The following is a 19776-nucleotide window of genomic DNA, read 5'->3' as shown; positions in this document are numbered from 1 at the left end:
GTCTGGATGCAACGCCGCTTGCTGTGGAGTATTTGTCGCGGCATGCAAAGCTAGTATAATGAATGGTGGTAATCATTGAACGTATCAGAATGAGAACGAATCGGAGGAATGAAGCATGAGCAGCTTGAATCTTACGCCGGAAGAAATGGCCGCGATGATCGATCATACGATTTTGAAGGCGGATGCGACGAAGGACGAGGTCTTAAAGATCTGCCGGGAGGCGAAGCAGTACAAGTTTGCTACGGTATGCGTGAATGCAGGCTGGGTGAAGACGGCCGCTGATGAGCTCGAAGGCTCGGGCATCGGCATTACGACGGTGGTTGGCTTCCCGTTAGGCGCTACTTCGACGGCTTCGAAGGCGGCGGAAGCGAGGTTTGCTACCGAGGACGGCGCAACGGAGGTCGATATGGTCTTAAATATCGGCCTGCTGAAATCGGGCGATCTTGAAGGCGTGCAGCGCGACGTGGAAGGCGTAGCGGCGGCCGTTAAAGGCCGTGCGGCATTGAAGGTGATCTTGGAAACGGGACTGCTGACGGATGAAGAGAAGGTTGTCGCCTGTGAGCTTTGCAAAAAAGCGGGAGCCGACTTCGTCAAGACGTCGACCGGCTTCGGCAAAGGCGGCGCAACGGCCGAGGACATTGCGCTTATGCGCCGTACGGTAGGTTCCGGGCTTGGCGTAAAAGCTTCCGGCGGCGTTCGCGACCGCGAAACCGCGCTTCTGATGATCGCGGCCGGCGCGAACCGGATCGGAGCAAGCTCCGGCATCGCGATCGTGAGCGGCGGCAAGGGCGAGGGCTACTAGCAGAACGGGGAATATAAGGATATCGTCAACACATAATCGTACGACAAAGGCCGCTTCAATCGAAGCGGTCCTTTTGGCATTGGTCGGGCAAGCAAGCGTCGGAGACGATTATACATCTTATTCAAGGGAAGCGGCGGGATAGTTGACTAAATCTGTACGATTGTACATGCAATACATACGGTGATCCATGGAACGCTCCGGTCATTTTACCTACACTTGGAGTGAAAGCGCCGAACCGAAGCCTCCAACGCTTCGGCAATTGAACACGCAAAGGAGGGCAGGTATCAATGATGGTAAAAGTGGGCAGCCGGGAATTGGAAATGGGAGGACCGCATTTAACGGAGCTAAGAAGCTCGAACGATATTCTGCATGATGCAGCTGCGCTTCGGGAGCGGATGAAGGAAGACGGCTTCCTGCTGATCCGCGGATTCCATGACCGGGAGAAGGTGCTGCGCGCACGTACCGGTATTTTGGAAAAAATGGACCGGATGGGAAAGCTGGACCGGGACACGCTGCTGGAAGAAGGCGTCATGGCCGATGGCAGCAAAAGCATTTTCATGGGCGGAACGAATGAGGATTTGCCGGATTTGCTCGATGTGTTGAACGGGGAGCATGTGATTAGTTTCTTTGACCGGTTTCTTGGTGAAGCCTCGCTTACGTATCATTACAAATGGCTTCGGGCGGTGGGAACTGGCGATTTCACAGGCGCTCATTATGACATTGTCTATATGGGCAGGGGAACGCCTAATGTTTATACGGTCTGGTCGCCGCTCGGGGACATTTCGTATGAGATGGGCGGTCTGGCGGTTTGTCTCGGGTCGCACCGGTTCGAAGAATTGAAGCAATCGTACGGCAAAAAGGATTCGGACCGGGACGGGATCGGCCATTATACGGATGACCCGCTTGTCATTACGGAGAAATTTGGAGGGACTTGGGCGACAACGGCCTTTGAAGCCGGAGATATCCTTATTTTCGGAATGTACTTGTTTCATTGTTCCCTCGAGAACACGACAAACCAGTATCGGATCAGCGTAGATGCCAGATACCAGTCGGCGAGCGAGAAAGTAGACGAGAGATGGAGCGGCAAAAAACCGCGGGGGCATTTCAAGTAACGGAGTTTTGCCGACGGTATTCGCTCGGGGTCAGACCGCAATATTTTTTGAACAGCTTTGAGAAGTGAAATTCGTCATAAAAATGCAGACCCGCTGCGATTTCTTTGACCGATAAGCTGGTCGTTTCGAGCGAAGCCTTGGCAGACTCCAGCTTCAGGTTCACCATGTAGGCACCGGGCGACTGCCCGGTCGCCGAACGAAATCGGGCAAAGAAAGCGGACCGCGATAAGCCGCTGATTCGCACAAGCTCGTCGATAACGAGAGGTTTGTTTATATTTTTGTGCATCGCGTAAAGCACCGGATCCAGTTCCGTATGACGGTCGGCTTCGGAAGCAGAACGTTCCCGGGCGAACAGAAGCAGCATTTCCTGCAGCAGCAGATTAGCCGTATAAGCGTATCCGAGCGGCTGAACGATCATGTTGTCGATCAGTTTCTCACAAAGCTGTACGGCCTCGGCTGTTTTCTCAGATGCAGCGGTCTCGCCTTCGGAAAGCCGGAGAAAGCGAATCATATCCAAACTGTTGAAATCAAGAAAATAAAACTTCCAATCGTTATCCTGGCATTGATAGCTGCACGGAATACCTTTCTGAACGATAAAATAGGTGTCCTGATACAATTCATAACGCGCACCTGCTTGAGTCAGGCTTCCTTTTCCTTCATAGGTAATAAAGATGCCCGGAGCCGCGAAGCCTTCTCCTTTGTTCACTTGATAAGTGTCGTCGGCCTGCACTTGCCATACGGAAAGCAGCCTGCAGAGGGGAACTGCCGACCTTTCTCCCAGTCCATATGGGATATTCATATAGGTCATTCGAACACACCTGCCTAATGATCGGATTGGGGAAGCGTCAAATGCCCGGACATACATTCCGCTATTGCGCGAAATTACGCCGTAATCTAGAAAAGAAGGACAGAGGATCCTTTATCCGGAGAAAAAGCATGCTCCCGAGTGCCTTTTTGACTCGATAGGAGAACTCCGAGAGGGAAAGCCGATCAGGACTTCCCCTGATCGGCCCCCAGAAACTCGGGTTAGCGCTCCACGCCGATCGTCAGATTGGCGCGCAGCTCCGCGCCGGGCTCGAGCATAACGAGCTCCTCCTGACGGTTCAGCTCGCCGGTTTTCGCCATCCAAGGTTCAACGCAGACGAACGGGCGGTCCTTCACCGACCACAGCACGGTATATTTGAAAATATCGTCATAGCTCATACGGACGCGGGCGCCCTCAGCGCCTGGGAACGAGATTTCGCTTGTTTTCATGTCCAGCAGGCAGACGGACTCGACAAGGCCTTCCAGATCGACCGTTCCGACGAACGGCTTCACTTCGTTGTCATTGTAGTCCAGATAGCGGGTGGCGTCCGCCTCGTAAGCGATACGTTTGCCCGAATCGACCAGGAAGTAAGGGTGGAATCCGGCGTAGAACGGCATCGCTTCGGAATCGCCGAGGTTCCGGTACTGCTGGCGAGTATGCAATTGGCCGTCCTTCAGCGCGTAGGTAAAGACCAGCTCGAAGGCAAAAGGGTACGACTCAAGCGTCTGCTCGTTGCTTTGCAGCCGGATCGTAATGGAAGCTTCGCCGTCCGTCCCGGTACCGATGACTTCCCACGCCGCTGTACGGGCGACGCCGTGGTTGGCCATTTTGTAGGAGGTTCCTTTCCATTCGTAGGAAAGCTCCTCCAGCTGGCCGCAGATCGGGAACAGAATCGGATTGCCGCCGCGGATGTTGGCCGTAGGGTGCTCGAAGGTCGCTTTGTCCAAATAGAACAGCTCCAGACCGTGAAGGCGGCAGCCGATAACGATACCGCCGCGCTCCGGGCACACCAGAACGCTCGAGCCGGTGCTTTGCTCCGTTAATTCATAGACGGTATAGGTGTCTTGAAAGCTGCGTACTCCGTAATTGCTCATTTTGTTTCCTCCAATAATCAGTATAGGTTTTCTCCGCGAAACGTGCTTTTTCCATAAGCAGGCACAGAACCGAGGTGCGCAAAGATGCAGCTAACGGTTCGTGCGCAGCAAAGCCGTTTACGCTTGTCTCCACGGCTCCGATTATACCATATTTGGCCAGCGGCCATGCATGCTGCGAACTCACGGCAGAGGCCCGGAGACAACCGCCAGGGAGCGGTTGTCCTGCGGGGGCGGCTTGCCGCAAGCGGCATTCACCTGACATGGGCACTCCGGTACAGCAGAATTGCAGGGTTCAAATTGGCCGAATCCCGTAAAACATAAATCTACGCCAATCTCTCAACCGGGAATAGAATATATTAGCTTTAGGGAGAGCATGCCTCCCCGTTATAAAGCTAAGCCGCCTGCCCGCTCATCCCTCCGAGCGCTAAAGCGGCTTCTTTTGTCGAAAACGGACATACAAAAAAGGCAGCTCCTCCGGGACCGTATTGATCCCGGAGGGAGCTGCCTTATGCCGTCTAATGCTATTCCGTTGCCGCCGATGGTTCAGCTGGCGTCTCTTCTCCAGCCGCCGCTTCCGGCTCAAGCGTGTTGGTGATTTTCGCTTTCTCGCGAATTTCGGTCATCCAAGCTTGGGAAAGCTCGTTAGCTTCGGTAGCAACCAGTTGTTTTCTGATTTCTTCTTTCTTCTCTTCCAGGGTCGGCACAACGGCCGCTTTCTCCGCCGTCTTCTTGATGATATGGAAGCCGTGCTCCGTCTGCACGACACCGCTGATTTCGTTAACCTTCAGCGCAAACGCCGCCTCTTCGAACTCGGCTACCATTGCGCCTTTGCCGAAGAAGCCCAGGTCTCCGCCGTTATCCTTCGAGCCCGGATCGGTCGATTTCTCCTTCGCAAGCGTAGCGAAATCGGCGCCTTTCTTAAGCTCAGCCAAAATCGCTTCCGCTTCTTCCTTCGTAGCCACGAGAATGTGGGAAGCCTGAATTTGCTCCGGCGTTCCAAGAGATTCCTTGTTGGCGTCATAGTACTCTTTGATCTCCGCTTCGGTAACGTCGGTTTTCGGCTCCAAAATTTTGCGGATCGTCAGGTTAATCTTCGTATCCTTCTTCAGGCTGTCCAGTGTCATGTTATATTGCGCAAGCGCATTATTGAACTCATCGTCCGAGCCGAAGTTTTTCTTGATCAGAGCGATCTCGGCGTCGATGTCGGCGTCCGTTACCGTGATATTAGTAGCCTCTGCTTCCTGCGTAATCAGCTTTTCCGTGATCAGGTTGTCGAGCGTTTGTGCTCCGCCAGCCGTTACAAGGGCGTCATACAGCTCGTCCTTCGTAATGTCGGCACCGTTAACGGTTGCGACGCCTTCGCCTCCGCCGGCACCGCCGAACGGCGGCTTGATCAGCACGATCACGAGCAGGACGGCCAGAATGGCCGAAATGGCGATCCACACTTTGCTTGCACCGCCCGAAGGCTTATCTGTCTCAGTTTTCGCAGCCGCCGCGCGGATCTCCTCGTTCGAATCTTCAGGCAGCTGCTCCGCTTTTTCGCTGCGCAGCTCTTCTTCGATAGCGGCGTCCTCGGCGGACAGCTGCTCCTGCTGCTCTTCATTGTCGTACTTGTAACGCTCCTCTTTCGCAGCCAATTCGTTTTCTGCGTCTTTCTTGGACTGCGACTCGTTGTTATTCATTGCATGAACTCCCTTCAGAATGTGCCTGTCATTTAAATACTATAACAAATTGAATGTGAAAAAACCTTAATCTAACATAAAAATATGATCGGATTACCGCTTCGTCGGCTGCTGCATAAACTTCATTGTTTATAGGAAGCGGGAGGGATGATATGATAGTGTCATAAGATCATCCAACATTATCCTACAAGGTTCGCAGGCGGATGTTATGCATAAATGTCCAGAGAAAGCTGGAGTACATACGCAGTATAGGCAGGGCGACCCGGATTTAATGGACCGCCAGGCGGAGGATGCCCTTCGTACGAACGGCACGGGCGCACATTAACAGCATTTCCATATTTCGACGATTTAAGGCATTGAATACGAATGATCATGTAGGAGGAAACAAGCTTGCTGAACAATACGGGAGTCTACGCACGATTGGCTATATCCATGCTCGTTCCGCTGCTGGGATACCTGGCACTGAGGGGATCGTCCCTCGACAAGAGCATCGATGCGCCGCATGAGCATTTTTATATCGTTAGCCTCGTAGCCGGTCTTGCGTTTGCGCTTGCTATTGCCGTCGGACTTGTTGCCATCAAGCTGCGCAACATCAAGATCAGCTTCCTGTCGTTGTCCTATGTGTCGCTGGCTTCCATGTTCGTGCTTCACGGCCTCGCGACTCCCGGTTTTCTTATGCATCATTCACAGATGGGAGGAGTCGCCGCCCAGCTAAGCGTCGTGCTCGCGGTCATCTGGCTGTGGCTGTCCTCTTTGTCCGTGGATCAGCCTCTGATCAAGTGGTTCGCCCAGTGGCAGGCGATGCTGCTTCCCGTGTGGACGGCCGTGCTGGCGGTCATCTGCGCGGTGCTGTGGCTGGCGCCCGACATTACGCATTATGTTCACCTGAAGGAATCTCCGGTCAAATGGTACGTGACCGTGTTTGTCTTCGTTGTGAACGGATGGACGATGTACAGATATTTGCAAACCTATTTGTCCTCGCGTTTTCCTCTGCAGCTGTCAATCGTGCACAGCACGGGCTGGATGATTATCGCCCAGTTCATTATCGTCAGCGGAACGCAGTGGAACTTGAGCTGGTGGCTTTACCATTTCCTGCTGCTCGCGTCCGTCATTATTATGGTGGCCGGCATCGTCAGTCAATACCTCAGCTCAAAATCGATTTCGGCTTCGGTGAAGCTGATGTTCCGCGCCAATCCGCGCGACTGGATCAATACCTACATGTCCACCAGCGTCAGGGAGCTCGTGATGACAACGGAGGCTCGCGATTCGTATACGGCCGGCCACAATTACCGGGTCGCGCTTTATGCGCTGAAGCTCGGCGAGGAGATGGGATTGTCCTCGAGCGAGCTGAGGGCGATTGCGCAGGGCGGCCTTGTGCATGACGTCGGCAAGCTGCGGATCCCGGATTTTATTCTGAATAAACCGGGCAAGCTCACGCCGGAGGAAAGACTGCAGATCGAAGGGCATCCCGTATCCGGCTACGATCTGTGCAAACGGCTGGGGTTCATGCACGAGGAGCTGTCGGTTATTCGCTCGCATCACGAGAAATGGGACGGAACCGGCTATCCGGACGGACTGTCCGGCGAGCAGATTCCGCTGCTGGCGCGAATTACCGCCGTGGCGGACGTGTACGATGCGCTTACCTCCTCGCGCTCTTACCGCAAGGCGATGACCCACGAGGCGGCGATGGACATTATCGTGAAGGAAAGCGGCAAGCACTTCGATCCGAGCTGCGTGGAAGCGTGGCAAAAGCTGGTCCTCGAGCAGCTGCCTTTCTTCGAGGAGACGCTGAGAAACAGCCCGCACTTGAAGCTGGAGCGCCGTTACCGCGACAGCATTATATGAAAGCGATAAAGCCCGGCATTCCTGCATAAGGAAGCCGGGCTTTATCGCTTTTTTGTACGAAATTGTCACTTTTCCTCATCCGTAAGGCGTCGCGCAAAAATGACATATCAGCTTTTCTAAACTCTTCGCGATCCTTCTCCCGCCTTTACGATCCATTTACGAAAATCGGTAATTGACTGGAAAGTTGGCAATTGCGCACCGTGCCGCTGCTGAGGTATACAGAAACAAAGGCGAGGCGAACGATGCCGGCCGTAAGCGACTGTAATACGATACCGATGAGGGGGAACGGCCTAATGAGCAGCAGCGAGTTGGTTCAAGCCGGAGTGACGGCTCCGGAGCAGGAAACGGAGGAAGTGCATAACGGCGTTCATAATTACAGCAGCGAGGAAGAATGGGTAAAGCCGGAGGATCCTCTTCTGCTTGAGCGTCTGGAATGGTTCAAGGATCAAAAGCTTGGCATTATGATGCACTGGGGACCGTATTCGCAGCTGGGCGTCGTCGAATCGTGGGCGCTGAGCGACGAGGACGGGGATTGGTCGCGGGACGGCATCGATTGGGACGTTGACGGGGAAGAGCTGAAGCGGCAGTATTTCGGCTTGAACAAAACGTTTAACCCGGTCCGGCTGCAGCCTGACCAATGGGCGGAGCTGGCCGCCGAGGGCGGTTTCAAATATTTGATTTTTACGACCAAGCATCACGACGGCTTCTGCATGTGGGACACGAAGACGACCGACTACCGGATCACGGGGCCGGATACGCCGTTTCACACGCATAAGTATGCCGATATTTGCAAAAATGTGTTCGACGCATTCCGGGACAAGGGACTTGCGATTGCCGCTTATTTCTCCAAGGCCGACTGGCATACGCCGACGTACTGGGCGCCGGGCATGGAGCGCGGAACCCATACGTGGCGCGGACCGTCCTACGATCCGAAGCAGCATCCGGAGCTGTGGGAGCAATTCGTGCAATTTACGCACGAGCAGATGATGGAGCTGCTCTCGAAGTACGGGCGCATCGACGTGCTGTGGCTCGATGCCGGCTGGGTGCGGGACGGCGGCAGAGTGCCGCAGGATATCCGCCTCGGCGAGCTTGTCGACCGCGCGCGCCGGACGCAGCCTTGGCTGCTGTCGGCGGACCGGACGGTTGGGGGTCCTTACGAAAACTATGTGACGCCGGAGCAGTCGATTCCGGACAGGCCGCTCAGCGTGCCGTGGGAAAGCTGCATTACGCTCGGCACCTCGTTCTCCTTCCGCTACGAGGACCGTTACAAGACGCTCCGCCAGATCGTCCGCATTCTGATGGAGGTCGTCTCCAAAGGCGGCAACCTGGCGCTCAACGTCGGGCCGCAGCCGGACGGCCGGCTGCCGGAGGGAGCGGTCGCCGCGATCAAGGAGCTTGGCGGCTGGATGAGAACGTACGGCGAAGCGGTGTACGGCACGAGAATTTGCGCTCCTTGCTTTACCGGATCGTTTGCTTTCACACAGAAGGGGGACTGCGTCTACGCGACCCGTCTTTATGAGACGGATCAGACGCCTGTGGCTGAAGAGCTGCTCATCCCCTATACGGAGCCGGTGACGGGTGTCGAGCTGCTTGGGACGGACGAAAGTCTGCCGTTCGAAAGGACGCCGGAAGGCCTGAAGGTTCGGCTGCCGGAAAGCGAGCTGTCCGGCCAGGCGCCTGCGGCGCATGTGTTCCGCTTGAGGAAATAATCGAAGCATACCCGCGCTGATAAGGCCTTCGAATTTTAACTGACGTCATTAGTTATTAATGGCGTCAGTTTTCTTATTCGCTTGTCCGGTTTTCCCGCATAGGGTATAACTGTAGGATAAGCAAGGGAAGGGGATGCCGGTTTGAACAAAATGTGGTTTCGCCGTTTGTTGTTATCGTATCTGCCTGTTTTTTTCATCGTCACTATGATTTTGTTCGTCGTGTTCTTCCAGACGCTGAACGAGCAGAACCGCAGGGAAGCGATCAAAGCGAACGAGTTTTTGGCGCAGCAGGTGATCCATTTCATGGACACGTCCCTGCGGGACATCGATTACAGGGTTGTTCGAGAAATCTTGACAAACGCTGACGTGAAGCGTTTTTTCAGCCGCAATGGCGTGGACGTGTACGCCAACATCCAGTCGCTCAAAGTGATTGACGACCTTAAATTCAGCTATCCGATCATCGATTCAATCTATTTCGTGCGCTTCAGCGACGGCTTTGTGTTCGGAGACTCCTCCCGGACGGCCGGCGTGTTCCAGGACGAGCCGTTTATCGACGGCTATGCGGCAAGCGGAACAACCGCGAAGTGGACGGGCGAGCGGAGCTTCAAGGGTTATTCGCTCAGCGAGTCCGAAAGCGTCATTACGCTTGTGAAGGAAGCTCCTTATAATATGAGCTCGAAGCAGGGTTATTTTGTCGTCAACGTCAGCTTGGCCAAGCTTCAGGAAATGGTCGGCCGCATGTACAATCCGGACATCACCTTCGTCAACATCATCGACGGGGCAGGCCGCAATTTGCTCGGCGAGGAGTCCGGCGGAAGCGCGGGGGAGCGCCCGGGCGCCGTTCTGTCCAGCTTCACCTCTCCCTACACCGGGTGGGAAATCAGCAGCGGCCCGGTCGATAAAAATGGGATGAAGCTCGCTCTTACCTTCTACAACGTATGGGTCGTACTGGCCTTTGCCGCCGCCGCGTTCGGCATTTTATGGGTTATTTATATTACCAAACGGAACTATAAGCCGATTCAGCAGATCGTCTCCCTCATCGAAACGTATGCTGTGAAAGGGAAAGGCCCGGACCGGCCGGAGGAGGGCGAGTTCGGCTTCATCCAGAATACGCTGGAAAACCTGATGAGCGAAACGAAGCAATTTCAGCAGAAGTACCGGGAAAAGCTGATTTTGCAAAAAAAATATCATTTCCACCAGGTGCTCGAAGGCAGCGCACAGCTCGGCGAGCAGGAATGGATCAGCGAACTGCGCGGCTACGATCTGGATGTAGAAGGCAAAACCGCGGCCGTTTATGTGATGGAAATCGACAGCTACACGGCGTTTACCGAAGCGTATAACCAGCGGGACCAGTCGCTGTTGAAATTTACGCTGTACAGCATCATCCACGAAACGGCCAAAAACAGCGGTGCGGCCGTATGGGCGGAATGGACGACGGACTGCCGCGTTTCGTTTATTTTGTGGGTGGATTCGGAAGGCGAGGCTGCAGGGCAAAGCCTGGAAATTGTGGACGCCTGCCGCGAATGGATCGAACAAAACGTCCGGTTTAATATTACGGCCGGGCAGGGCGGAACGGCGGAGACGCTTGAGGAGCTGCGGCAGTCGTACGAGCTGGCGAACCACTGCCTGCAGTTCAAGGCGGTGCTCGGCGCCAACCGGATCATAACGGTGCAGGATACGGTCCGTCCGCAGCAGGAAATGCAGGAATATTTCAAAACGATCGACATGCTGTCCCAGTCGCTGCGCCTTGCCGATCCGGAATGGAAGCCGCAGCTGTGCGCCTTTATCGGGCAAATGCGGGACTCGCTGCTGCCGCGCAAGGAAATCGAAAGCTTGATCTCCTTCTTCATCCACCATTTGGAGGGCGAGCTGATGGAGCTTTCGAAGGAATACCGCAGCTGCTGGCGCGAAGCGCAGGACGGGCTGCAGCGGCTTGAGAAGCGGTGGGACACGGTCGATGAGCTGCAGGAGGAATGTATCCGGATTTTCGAGGCGATGACCGGACAGATGAACCAACTGCGCGATTCGCACAGCAGCAAGGCGCTGATTATGGATATTCGCAGCTTCATCGAGGAGAATTATTCGAACTCGGAGCTGTCGCTTGAATTTCTGAGCAGCCGGTTCGAGCTGAACGCCAAATATTTGAGCAAAATGTTCAAGGAGGAGTTCGGCGAAAACTTCGTCGATTTTCTGATCGGCCTGCGGATCTCCTCCGCGAAGAAGCTGCTCCTCGAAACGCAAAAGCCGATGCAGGCGATCAGCAGCGAGGTCGGCTACTACAATTACAATTCCTTTAACCGGGCATTTAAAAATGTCGTCGGCCTTTCGCCGAGAGACTTCCGCAAGCAGCTCGGAATCGGCGGTTGAAAAAAGCTCTGAGAGCGCGCAGCAGCGCAATCTCAGGGCTTTTTTTGCCGTTGAAAGGTACCGTATATCAGGCTTCGCGAAAGATGAGTATTGTGTGAATTTTGTAAAGTTCGGATTTTGACGGCTTGTACCGCGGTTTTTCGAAAATGGTGAGATGCAGGAATCTTGCGAATTGCCTGACATTTCAGATTGGGGCTAGAATCGGGAGGTGACCGGGACGAACCGTCAATTCGAAGCAAAGGAGCTCGGCTTATGGAGCATGCACAAGTGAAGGCTGTAGAACAGAGAGTTCATCGCGACACGCGCTTTGCCGGCAAGCAATCGGCCTGGAAGAAGGTCATGAGGCATTGGGAGCTATATTTTCTGGTGCTGCTGCCGGTCGCCTACCTGATTATTTTCAAATATGTGCCCATGTTCGGGGTGCAGATCGCCTTCAAGGATTTCAACGTGGTGCAGGGCATTTGGGGCAGCCAGTGGGTAGGCATGAAACACTTCAAGGCTTTCTTTGAATCTCCCAATTTTTGGCTCACCATTCGAAATACGCTCGGCGTCAGCTTCTACTCCTTGCTCGCGGGCTTTCCGATCCCGATTCTGCTGGCGCTCGCGCTGAACGAAATCCGCACGGGCCCGTTCAAGAAGACGGTGCAGATGGTGACGTACGCGCCGCATTTTATTTCCACGGTTGTTATGGTTTCGATTGTCATGCTCATGCTGACGCCCCATGTCGGCGTCGTCGACCGGCTGTTCGCGATGTTCGGCGCCGATATGACGAATATGATGGGTGTGCCGGAATATTTCAAATCGATTTATGTATGGTCCGGCGTCTGGCAGGAGATGGGCTACGCCTCGATCATTTATATTGCGGCGCTGGCAAGCGTCGATCCCGCCCTGTACGAAGCGGCAAGAGTGGACGGTGCGTCAAGGTGGAAAAAAATCATGTATATCGATCTGCCGTCGCTGATCCCGGTAACGGTCATCATGCTGATCTTGAGCCTCGGCAATATTATGGGAGTAGGCTTCGAGAAAATCTATTTGATGCAAAATCCGCTGAACCTGAGCTCTTCCGAGGTCATTTCGACTTATGTGTACAAGGTCGGTCTCGTCGGCGCGAATTTCAGCTTCTCGTCGGCCGTCGGCTTGTTCAATTCCGTCGTGAACCTGATCTTGCTGCTGATCGTCAATTTCATTGCAAAACGAGTATCCGAAACGAGCCTTTGGTAAAGGAGAGTGTCAACGATGCAGGCCATCATCCGAAAAAAGATTAGAGAACCGCTTGGCGACCGCCTGTTTCTGCTTGTGATTTACTTTTTTCTGACGCTGCTGATGCTCGCGGTGCTGTATCCGCTGCTCTATATATTCAGCTCGTCGTTCAGCTCGCCGAAAGCGGTCGTATCCGGCCAGGTATGGCTGTTTCCGGTCGAATTCAGCCTGCGCGCCTACAAGTCGATTTTTCAAAGCTCGCAGCTCATGTTCGGTTACTATAATACAATCGTTTATACGGTGTTCGGCACGCTGATCAACCTGCTGTTCACGGTGCTGCTGGCGTACCCGCTATCGGTCAAAAAATTTTACGGCCGCAATGCGATTATGATCTTGCTGATGATTACGATGTTTTTCAGCGGCGGCCTTATTCCGACCTATCTGCTTGTCAAGGATCTGGACATGCTCGACACGCGCTGGGCGATGTGGCTGCCGGGTGCGCTGTCGGTATTCCAGGTTGTCGTCGCCCGTACGTTCTTCCAATCGTCGATCCCTCATGAGCTTTCGGAGGCCGCGCAAATCGACGGCTGCCGGGATACAAGGTTTCTGGTCAGCATCGTGCTGCCGCTGTCGAAGCCGATCCTTGCCGTGCTGACGCTGATGTACGCAGTCGGGCACTGGAACGCCTATTTCGACGCCCTTATCTACTTGCGGTCGGAGAAGCTGTTTCCGCTCCAGTACGTGCTGCGCAACCTGCTGATCTTAAATGCGTCCGATCCGGAAATGCTGGCGAACACCGCCGGGAAAATCCGGGATCAAGGCTTCGAGCAGGCGCTGAAATACGCGCTTATCGTGGTCGCGTCCGTTCCGGTGCTGGTCATGTATCCCTTCGTTCAACGGCATTTCGTCAAAGGGGTCATGATCGGCTCCCTGAAGGGCTAGAGCAGTCACGCGTTATGGAGAGGGGGGATGCCGGTTCAAGGCGGAGCTTGTCAAAGGCTGCCGGCAGGTTCATGATTAAAGATACAATATTCGGGAGGGGTAATCTTGAAAAAGACGTTTTTTTCCATGCTAGCGCTCGTATTCAGCATCACTCTGGTTCTGTCGGCTTGCGGAAAAAGCAGCAATGAGGGTACCGCAAACAGCAGCGGCAGCGGATCGGCAAATACAGATTCGGGTCCGGTCGAGATGACGTTTTTTGCCCCGCAGGGCAAGGCGGCTTGGGAGGACAACAGCTACACCAAGCATGTCGAAGAGAAATTTAATGTCAAGATCAAATGGGATCTTGCGCCGACGGATGCGCTCGTTGACCGCCGCCAGCTGCTGCTTGCAAGCGGCGATTATCCCGAAGTGTTCCTCGAGGGCAAATTTACGCATACCGATCTGCTTACCTACGGCAAGCAGGGCGTATTTCTCCCGCTGAACGACCTGATCGAGCAATATGCGCCTAACATCAAGGCGATGATGGAGAAAAAACCATATTTCAAGGATGCGATTACAGCGCCGGACGGCAATATTTATGCCCTACCGCGTCTGAACGAGTGTTATCACTGCACCTTCTCGCAGAAGTTCTGGATGAACCAGGAGTGGCTGGACAAAGTGGGGCTCAAGCTTCCGACAACGACCGACGAGCTGTACACCGTGCTCAAGGCGTTCAAGGAGCAGGACCCGAACGGCAACGGCAAAGCCGACGAAATTCCGCTTACCGGCGCGCCTAACAAAAACGTATGGAACGGCAACATCGACGCGTTCCTGATGAACTCTTTTATCTACAATGACAACGGCAAATATTTGATTTTGAAGGACGGCAAGGTGGAGTTCGCCGCGAATCAGGAGGGCTGGAAGCAGGGCCTGATTTATATGAACAAGCTGTACAAGGAAGGTCTGATCGACCCGGCTTCGTTCACGCAGAACGACCAGGCGGTCGGCCAGCTCGGCAACCGCGAAGGAGACGAGCTGGTCGGCTCGATTACGACGGCGCTCGTCAGCTATCTGGTTACCCCGTATGACGAGAAGCTTACGCGCCATAAGCACTGGGTAATCGTGCCGCCGCTTAAAGGGCCGGACGGCGTGCAGCTCGCAGGCGCAACGCAGGGCATCGCCGAGTTCCAGTTCGCGCTCACGAACAAAGCGAAAGAAGCGCAGCAAATCGCTGCAATTAAAATTATGGATTATGCCTTCAGCGAGGAAGGCGCTTTGATGAGCGAGTACGGAACGGAAGAGGGCTTCGGCTGGAAGGCGGCAGAGGAAGGCGAGAAAAATATCGACGGCAAGCAGGCGAAGTACAGCTTCAAGGGGCTGGCCGAGGTCGATCCCGACCTGATCCGCAACGACAGCTGGGTGCTGATGGGGCCGAAGGATCTGTCGAAGGAATTCCGCGATCTGTTCGCGGTTAACCAGGACCCGCTCGCGGCCGACGGCTATGAGACGCGTCTTGCCCAGGCGACGAACGCTTATGCGCCGTATTCGCCGAAGGAGATTTATCCGTCCGGCGTGTTCATCCGTCCGGAGGACAGCGATACGGCCTCGCAATTGACGACTTCGATTCAGGATTATGTCATGTCCAATATGGCCCAGTTCATCATCGGCAGCAAGGACATCGAGAAGGATTGGGACGCTTACGTGAAGGGCTTCGACGGGCTTAATCTGGCCAAGTACATCGAAACGTACAGCAACGCGGTTCAGAAGCAGGAATAGCGGGGCGGGAATTTTGAATGAAGCGCAAATACAGGTCACATCTGCATAATTACGGAAAAATGGGTTGAGGATGTTTTCCTCAACCCATTTTGTCAACTGATCTGTGTTTGTACATCGAAATAAGTAACTTAAAAAGCCCCGGCCTGCTACAATGCACTTTGTACATCAGAATGAGCTTGTTAGCTAATCCAGTCCGGTCCCACTGCACTTTATGCAGCAGATTGGCGGGAAGGCATCCTTTTGTGGCTGCTCGTGAGCGCATTCTACTGCATAACTGCAGCAGAAAGCACAGAGTCGCTCCTCATGTCAGGTATCTGCTGCATGTTATGCACTGGGCCGTGGGGGTCAATTTCGTCGCGAAATGAGCTTTTACCATAAGCAGGCACAGAACCGGGCTGCGCAAAGCTGCAGCTAACGGTTCGTGCGCAGCGTCAGCCGTTTACGCTTGACTTCTCCAACTCTTGCACAGAAGGTATAATAGTTTCAAAGTTCGACAAGCGCCGAAAGCGTGGGTTGGAGGGGAAAACCGGCTTGAACAGAATGTCCTTACGAACCAAAGGCTTGATTCTTATCGTCCTCATTTCCTTTATCCCGCTGCTGATCGCCGGAATCGGGAATTATACGGCCGTCAAGCAGGGGATGATACAATCGGAAATCGAGAAAACGGCCAGCAAGCAGTCCGGCCGGGCGAACAATCTGTCCAGCTGGATGGCGATCCGTGAGGCCGAGGTGACGGTCATCAGCCGCACGGAGCTGGTCCGGTTCGGCACCGACAAGGAGCGGCTGCATTATTTCAACAGGGAGCTTGTCCGCAGCAACTCCGCCTATCATTCAATAGGATATATCGACGAAGAGGGCCGGGCGGTCCGGACCGACGGCGAACCCGTCTTTTTGGGGGACGAGCCGTTTTTTGGGCAAGCGATGAAGGGCGAGACGGCGATTACGGATCCGTACGAGTTTGATTTTGCAAACGGTGTCCAGTCCCTGATCGTTATTCCCGTTTACGGTGCCATGGCGGAGGTGAAAGGGGCCGTTTATGCGTCCATTCTGCTCTCGACGCTGAAGCCGCAAATTTCGTTTCCCGAAGAGCAGTCGGCTATGTGTCTGTATAATGACGAGGGCGTCGTTATCTTCTGCCCGGACCGGCCGGGAGCAGCCGGTACGTCATTGTTTAACCGGGGCTCGAAGCTTAACCGGATCGCGAAGCAGCTCGTTTCCTCTGACGACGGGGTGATCGAAACAAGGATCGACGACAAGCCGCATGCCGTCTTTCACACGAAGGTCGACGGGACTCCGTGGCGGTTCGCGCTGCAGGTGCCGGCCGGGAAGCTAGAGGAAAAGCTGGCACCGCTTTTCTGGCGGATATTTACGACGATAGCAGTTTCGGAAGCGATTATCGTCGTTTTCTTTTTTCTGTATTTTGAGAGAATCATCAAGCGGCTGGTGCGCATTCTGGCAGTGACGGAGCAGGCGGCGGCCGGCCGGTTCGAGGCGGAGCATCTGGAAGTCGAGCCGCATGACGAGATCGGGCAGCTCGCCCATTCGGTCAACGGAATGATGGAGCATCTGCAGGAGATGTTCGACCGTCTGGAGGCGATTATCAACCAGAACCAGTATGCCTTCATCGTGCTTGACGACAGCTATAGAGTCAGCTATTTGAACAAGACGGCGGAGGACATGCTCGGCTATACGACCGAGGAGCTGGCCGGCAAGGCGACCCCGCTGATGTTCATGGATATGGAGGAAATCAAAGCGGAAGCGGAGAAGCTGTCGATCCGGCTCAGAAGGTATATTCCGCCCGGCATCGAGGTGTTCAAGGAGCTGAGGCGGGAGAGCTTTTCCTATGAGCGGGAGTGGACGTTCATCCATAAGGACGGCACGCGCATTCCTACCCTGCACAGCTCGAACGGGCTGCGCGACCGCAACGGCCGCTTCTCGGGCGTCGTCGGCATGGTGCTCGACATCTCGGACCGGAAGCATGTGGAGAAGGCCCGCAACCGGCTGCTCGATATCGTAGAGTCGGCGAAAGACCTGATCGCCTCGGTCGACTCGGACGGGAAGGTCGTCTATATCAACCGCGCCGGCAAGGAAATGCTGGGACTCGGCGGCGTAACGGACGGCGGGTACAGCGTCGAGCGGCATGTGCAGCCGCAAATGTTTGCGGAGCTCGTGAAGGGGGCCAGAATGGCCAAGTTACTCGGCTTCTGGGAGAGCAGCGCGCAGCTGCTGAAGAGCGACGGGGAACTGCTGAACGTCTCGATGGTCGTCGTCGCGCACCGGAACGAGAAGACGGGGGAGCTGTTCTACTCCTGCATCGCCCGCGACATTACCGAGCAGAAAATGGTCCAGGAGGAGCTTGTCCGAGCGACGCTGGAGGCGGAGGAGGCCAATCAGGCGAAAAGCCGGTTCCTCGCTCTGATGAGCCACGAGATCCGAACGCCGCTTAACGGCATCATCGGACTCGTGCAGCTTATGCGCAAAACCGGGCTGTCCGCCTCGCAGAAGGACTATATGGACAAGATGAACACGTCCTCGGAGACGCTGCTGCGGATTATTAACGACATTCTGGACTTCTCCAAAATCGAGGCGGGCAAGGTCGACATCGAGCGGCTTCCGTTTCAGCCCGACGAGGTGCTGCACAGGCTGACCGACCAGCTGAGCGTGTTCATGGGGGGCAAGGAGCAGTTCGAATTCATCGTCGATACGCCGGAGCATTTGCCCCATACGGTGATCGGGGATGCGCTTCGGCTGGAGCAGGTGCTGCTCAACCTTTGCATGAACGCCATCAAATTTACGAACCGCGGACGGGTCAAGCTGCAGCTGCAGCTGGAGGAGGAAACCGAAAACTCGGTGAACATCCTGTTCCGGGTAGCGGATACCGGAATCGGGATGAGCGAAGAGCAGGTCGATAAGCTGTTCAAGCCGTTCACGCAGGCGGACGGGTCGACGACCCGGAAATTCGGCGGCACGGGTCTCGGTCTGGTCATCTCCAAAACGCTGGTCGAGCTGATGGGCGGCAAGCTGGAGGTGATAAGCGAGGCCCGCGTAGGCAGCGTCTTCTACTTCACGCTGCCGTTTGCCGTAACGCACAAATACAGCGAACAGAAGCGCGAGGTGCGCAGCGATATGCGCGAGCAGCCGATCTGGATCGTCGAGGACGATGCGGCGATGCAGTCGCATTGGAGCCGCATGATCGAAGACTTCGGCTTAACGCCGGTCACCTTCCAGTCCTGGAAGAAGGCAAGGGAGCGTCTTGCCAGAATCGGCGCCGGCGCGCTGCCTGAGCTGATCATTCTGGACATGGAAATGCCGGATATGTACGGCGCGGAGACGTGGCTGGAATTCCATCAGGCCGCGGAGTCGGCCGGCGTCAGGACAATCGCGATGACGACCTCCTACGGGCGTGACGAGATGCTGCAGCTTCCGGAGGAGCAGCGACCGTTAACGCTGCTCATTAAGCCGGTGATGCGCTCGGCCATGCTCCGTGCCGTTGAAAGCGCGCTCGACCGGAAATCGTGGAATGACGGCGAGCCGGAATCGGCGGCTCCCGCCGCGCCTGCGCTCGGGCCGGCGGCAAGCAGCCGGATTTTGCTCGCCGAAGACAATAAGATCAATCAGCTGGTCGCGATCGAAATCTTGAAGGAGCAGGGCTACGTCATCGGGCTGGCGGAGAACGGCAGCGAGGTGCTGGAGCGGCTTGAGCAGGAGCAGTGGGATCTCATCCTGATGGATATTCACATGCCGGTCATGGACGGCTCCGAGGCGGTGCGCATCATCCGCAGCCAGCGAAAATACGATGATATCCCGATCATCGCGGTAACGGCCAACGTGGTCCGGGGCGATCACGAAAGGTATTTGAGGCTTGGCATGAACGATGTCGTGACCAAGCCGATCGCCTCCGACCGGCTGCACAAGGTCATTTCGTATTGGTTGAAGCAGGGCAGCAAGCTGCTGACAAGGAGCGAGCTGGGACAGGAGCACGCTTCGGCTGCCGGTCAGGCGGCCGCGGCAGCCGAGACAGCCGGGGCTTATCCGGCGATAGCGGGGATGGATATGGAGAGCGCGCTGTCGAGGGTGAACGGCAAAAAGCCGATTCTTCTCCATATGATGGAGCAGTTCGTGCTCGATTACGAGACGTTCGCAGAGCAGCTTCGCCCGCATCTCGGTCAGCCCGATCAGACGGTCGCAAAACGGATGGTCCATACGCTGAAAGGAGCGGCCGGCTATCTGTCTGCTTATGAATTGCTGGATGCGGTGTGCGAGTTGGAGCGGGTACTGAAGGATGCTCCTCAGAACGGGGAGCAGCAGCATTGGGCCGCGGGCGAAGTCGAGAAAGCCCTCGTGCGGCTTCTTGGCGGACTTAAGGAAGCACAGGCATTATTCGACAAATTCTCCTAACAATCTTCTAACAAGTTGTTGTCCCTTTAATAGTAGGTATTGTATAGTAGAGTTACACATACTAT

Annotated in this window: 12 protein-coding genes; 9 read left to right on the top strand and 3 right to left on the bottom strand. The window is 55.2% G+C overall.

The genetic code is table 11. The annotated features are described in order from the left end of the window. Positions 1-115 precede the first annotated feature (115 nt). Together deoC and KP806_RS15530 are read left to right on the top strand one after the other, a co-directional pair. A complete protein-coding gene (gene deoC / locus KP806_RS15535) occupies positions 116-802 on the top strand; it encodes a deoxyribose-phosphate aldolase (protein WP_224724619.1) in 687 nt (228 codons plus the stop codon). Between the two features lie 287 nt (positions 803-1089). Further along, positions 1090-1914 carry a phytanoyl-CoA dioxygenase family protein gene (locus KP806_RS15530; protein ID WP_224724618.1) on the top strand — a complete coding sequence of 275 codons (825 nt, stop codon included), beginning with the start codon at positions 1090-1092 and terminating at the stop codon, positions 1912-1914. Here KP806_RS15530 and KP806_RS15525 read toward each other — a convergent pair. The 3 genes from KP806_RS15525 to KP806_RS15515 form a co-directional block, all read right to left on the bottom strand. After that, the gene (locus KP806_RS15525) at positions 1907-2722 is read right to left on the bottom strand and encodes an AraC family transcriptional regulator (protein ID WP_224724617.1); all 816 of its coding nucleotides are present in this window, start codon (positions 2720-2722) and stop codon (positions 1907-1909) included. The genes KP806_RS15530 and KP806_RS15525 overlap by 8 nt on opposite strands. 218 nt (positions 2723-2940) lie before the next feature. Next, positions 2941-3813, bottom strand: coding sequence for an aldose epimerase family protein (locus KP806_RS15520; RefSeq protein ID WP_224724616.1), 873 nt, complete (start codon positions 3811-3813; stop codon positions 2941-2943). Between the two features lie 521 nt (positions 3814-4334). Then, positions 4335-5495: a peptidylprolyl isomerase gene (locus tag KP806_RS15515; protein ID WP_224724615.1), complete on the bottom strand. Its 1161-nt coding sequence runs from the start codon at positions 5493-5495 to the stop codon at positions 4335-4337. 390 nt (positions 5496-5885) lie between these two features. Here KP806_RS15515 and KP806_RS15510 point away from each other — a divergent pair, with 390 nt between their 5' ends. The 7 genes from KP806_RS15510 (at position 5886) to KP806_RS15480 (ending at position 19711) form a co-directional block, all read left to right on the top strand. Beyond that, positions 5886-7340 (top strand): HD-GYP domain-containing protein, encoded by a 1455-nt coding sequence (locus KP806_RS15510; protein WP_224724614.1) that lies wholly within the window; start codon positions 5886-5888, stop codon positions 7338-7340. Positions 7341-7633: 293 nt separating this feature from the next. Then, the gene (locus KP806_RS15505) at positions 7634-9049 is read left to right on the top strand and encodes an alpha-L-fucosidase (protein ID WP_224724613.1); all 1416 of its coding nucleotides are present in this window, start codon (positions 7634-7636) and stop codon (positions 9047-9049) included. 150 nt (positions 9050-9199) lie between these two features. Then, positions 9200-11416, top strand: coding sequence for a helix-turn-helix domain-containing protein (locus KP806_RS15500; RefSeq protein WP_224724770.1), 2217 nt, complete (start codon positions 9200-9202; stop codon positions 11414-11416). A 339-nt stretch (positions 11417-11755) separates the two neighbouring features. Next, complete coding sequence (locus tag KP806_RS15495; RefSeq protein ID WP_397376410.1) at positions 11756-12637, top strand: ABC transporter permease; 882 nt, start codon at positions 11756-11758, stop codon at positions 12635-12637. A 15-nt stretch (positions 12638-12652) separates the two neighbouring features. Next, complete coding sequence (locus tag KP806_RS15490) at positions 12653-13558, top strand: carbohydrate ABC transporter permease (RefSeq protein ID WP_224724611.1); 906 nt, start codon at positions 12653-12655, stop codon at positions 13556-13558. 105 nt (positions 13559-13663) lie between these two features. Next, positions 13664-15313, top strand: a complete 1650-nt coding sequence (locus tag KP806_RS15485) for a type 2 periplasmic-binding domain-containing protein (protein WP_318153646.1) — start codon at positions 13664-13666, stop codon at positions 15311-15313. 540 nt (positions 15314-15853) lie between these two features. Beyond that, on the top strand, positions 15854-19711 hold the full coding sequence (locus KP806_RS15480) for a response regulator (RefSeq protein ID WP_224724768.1): 3858 nt from the start codon (positions 15854-15856) through the stop codon (positions 19709-19711). Positions 19712-19776: the final 65 nt, after the last annotated feature.

Origin of the sequence: Paenibacillus vietnamensis (genome assembly GCF_020169515.1) — a bacterium.
GTDB lineage: Bacteria > Bacillota > Bacilli > Paenibacillales > Paenibacillaceae > Pristimantibacillus > Pristimantibacillus vietnamensis.
Note: the sequence above shows the minus strand (reverse complement) of the source record. Positions and strands in the feature narration are given on the sequence as shown.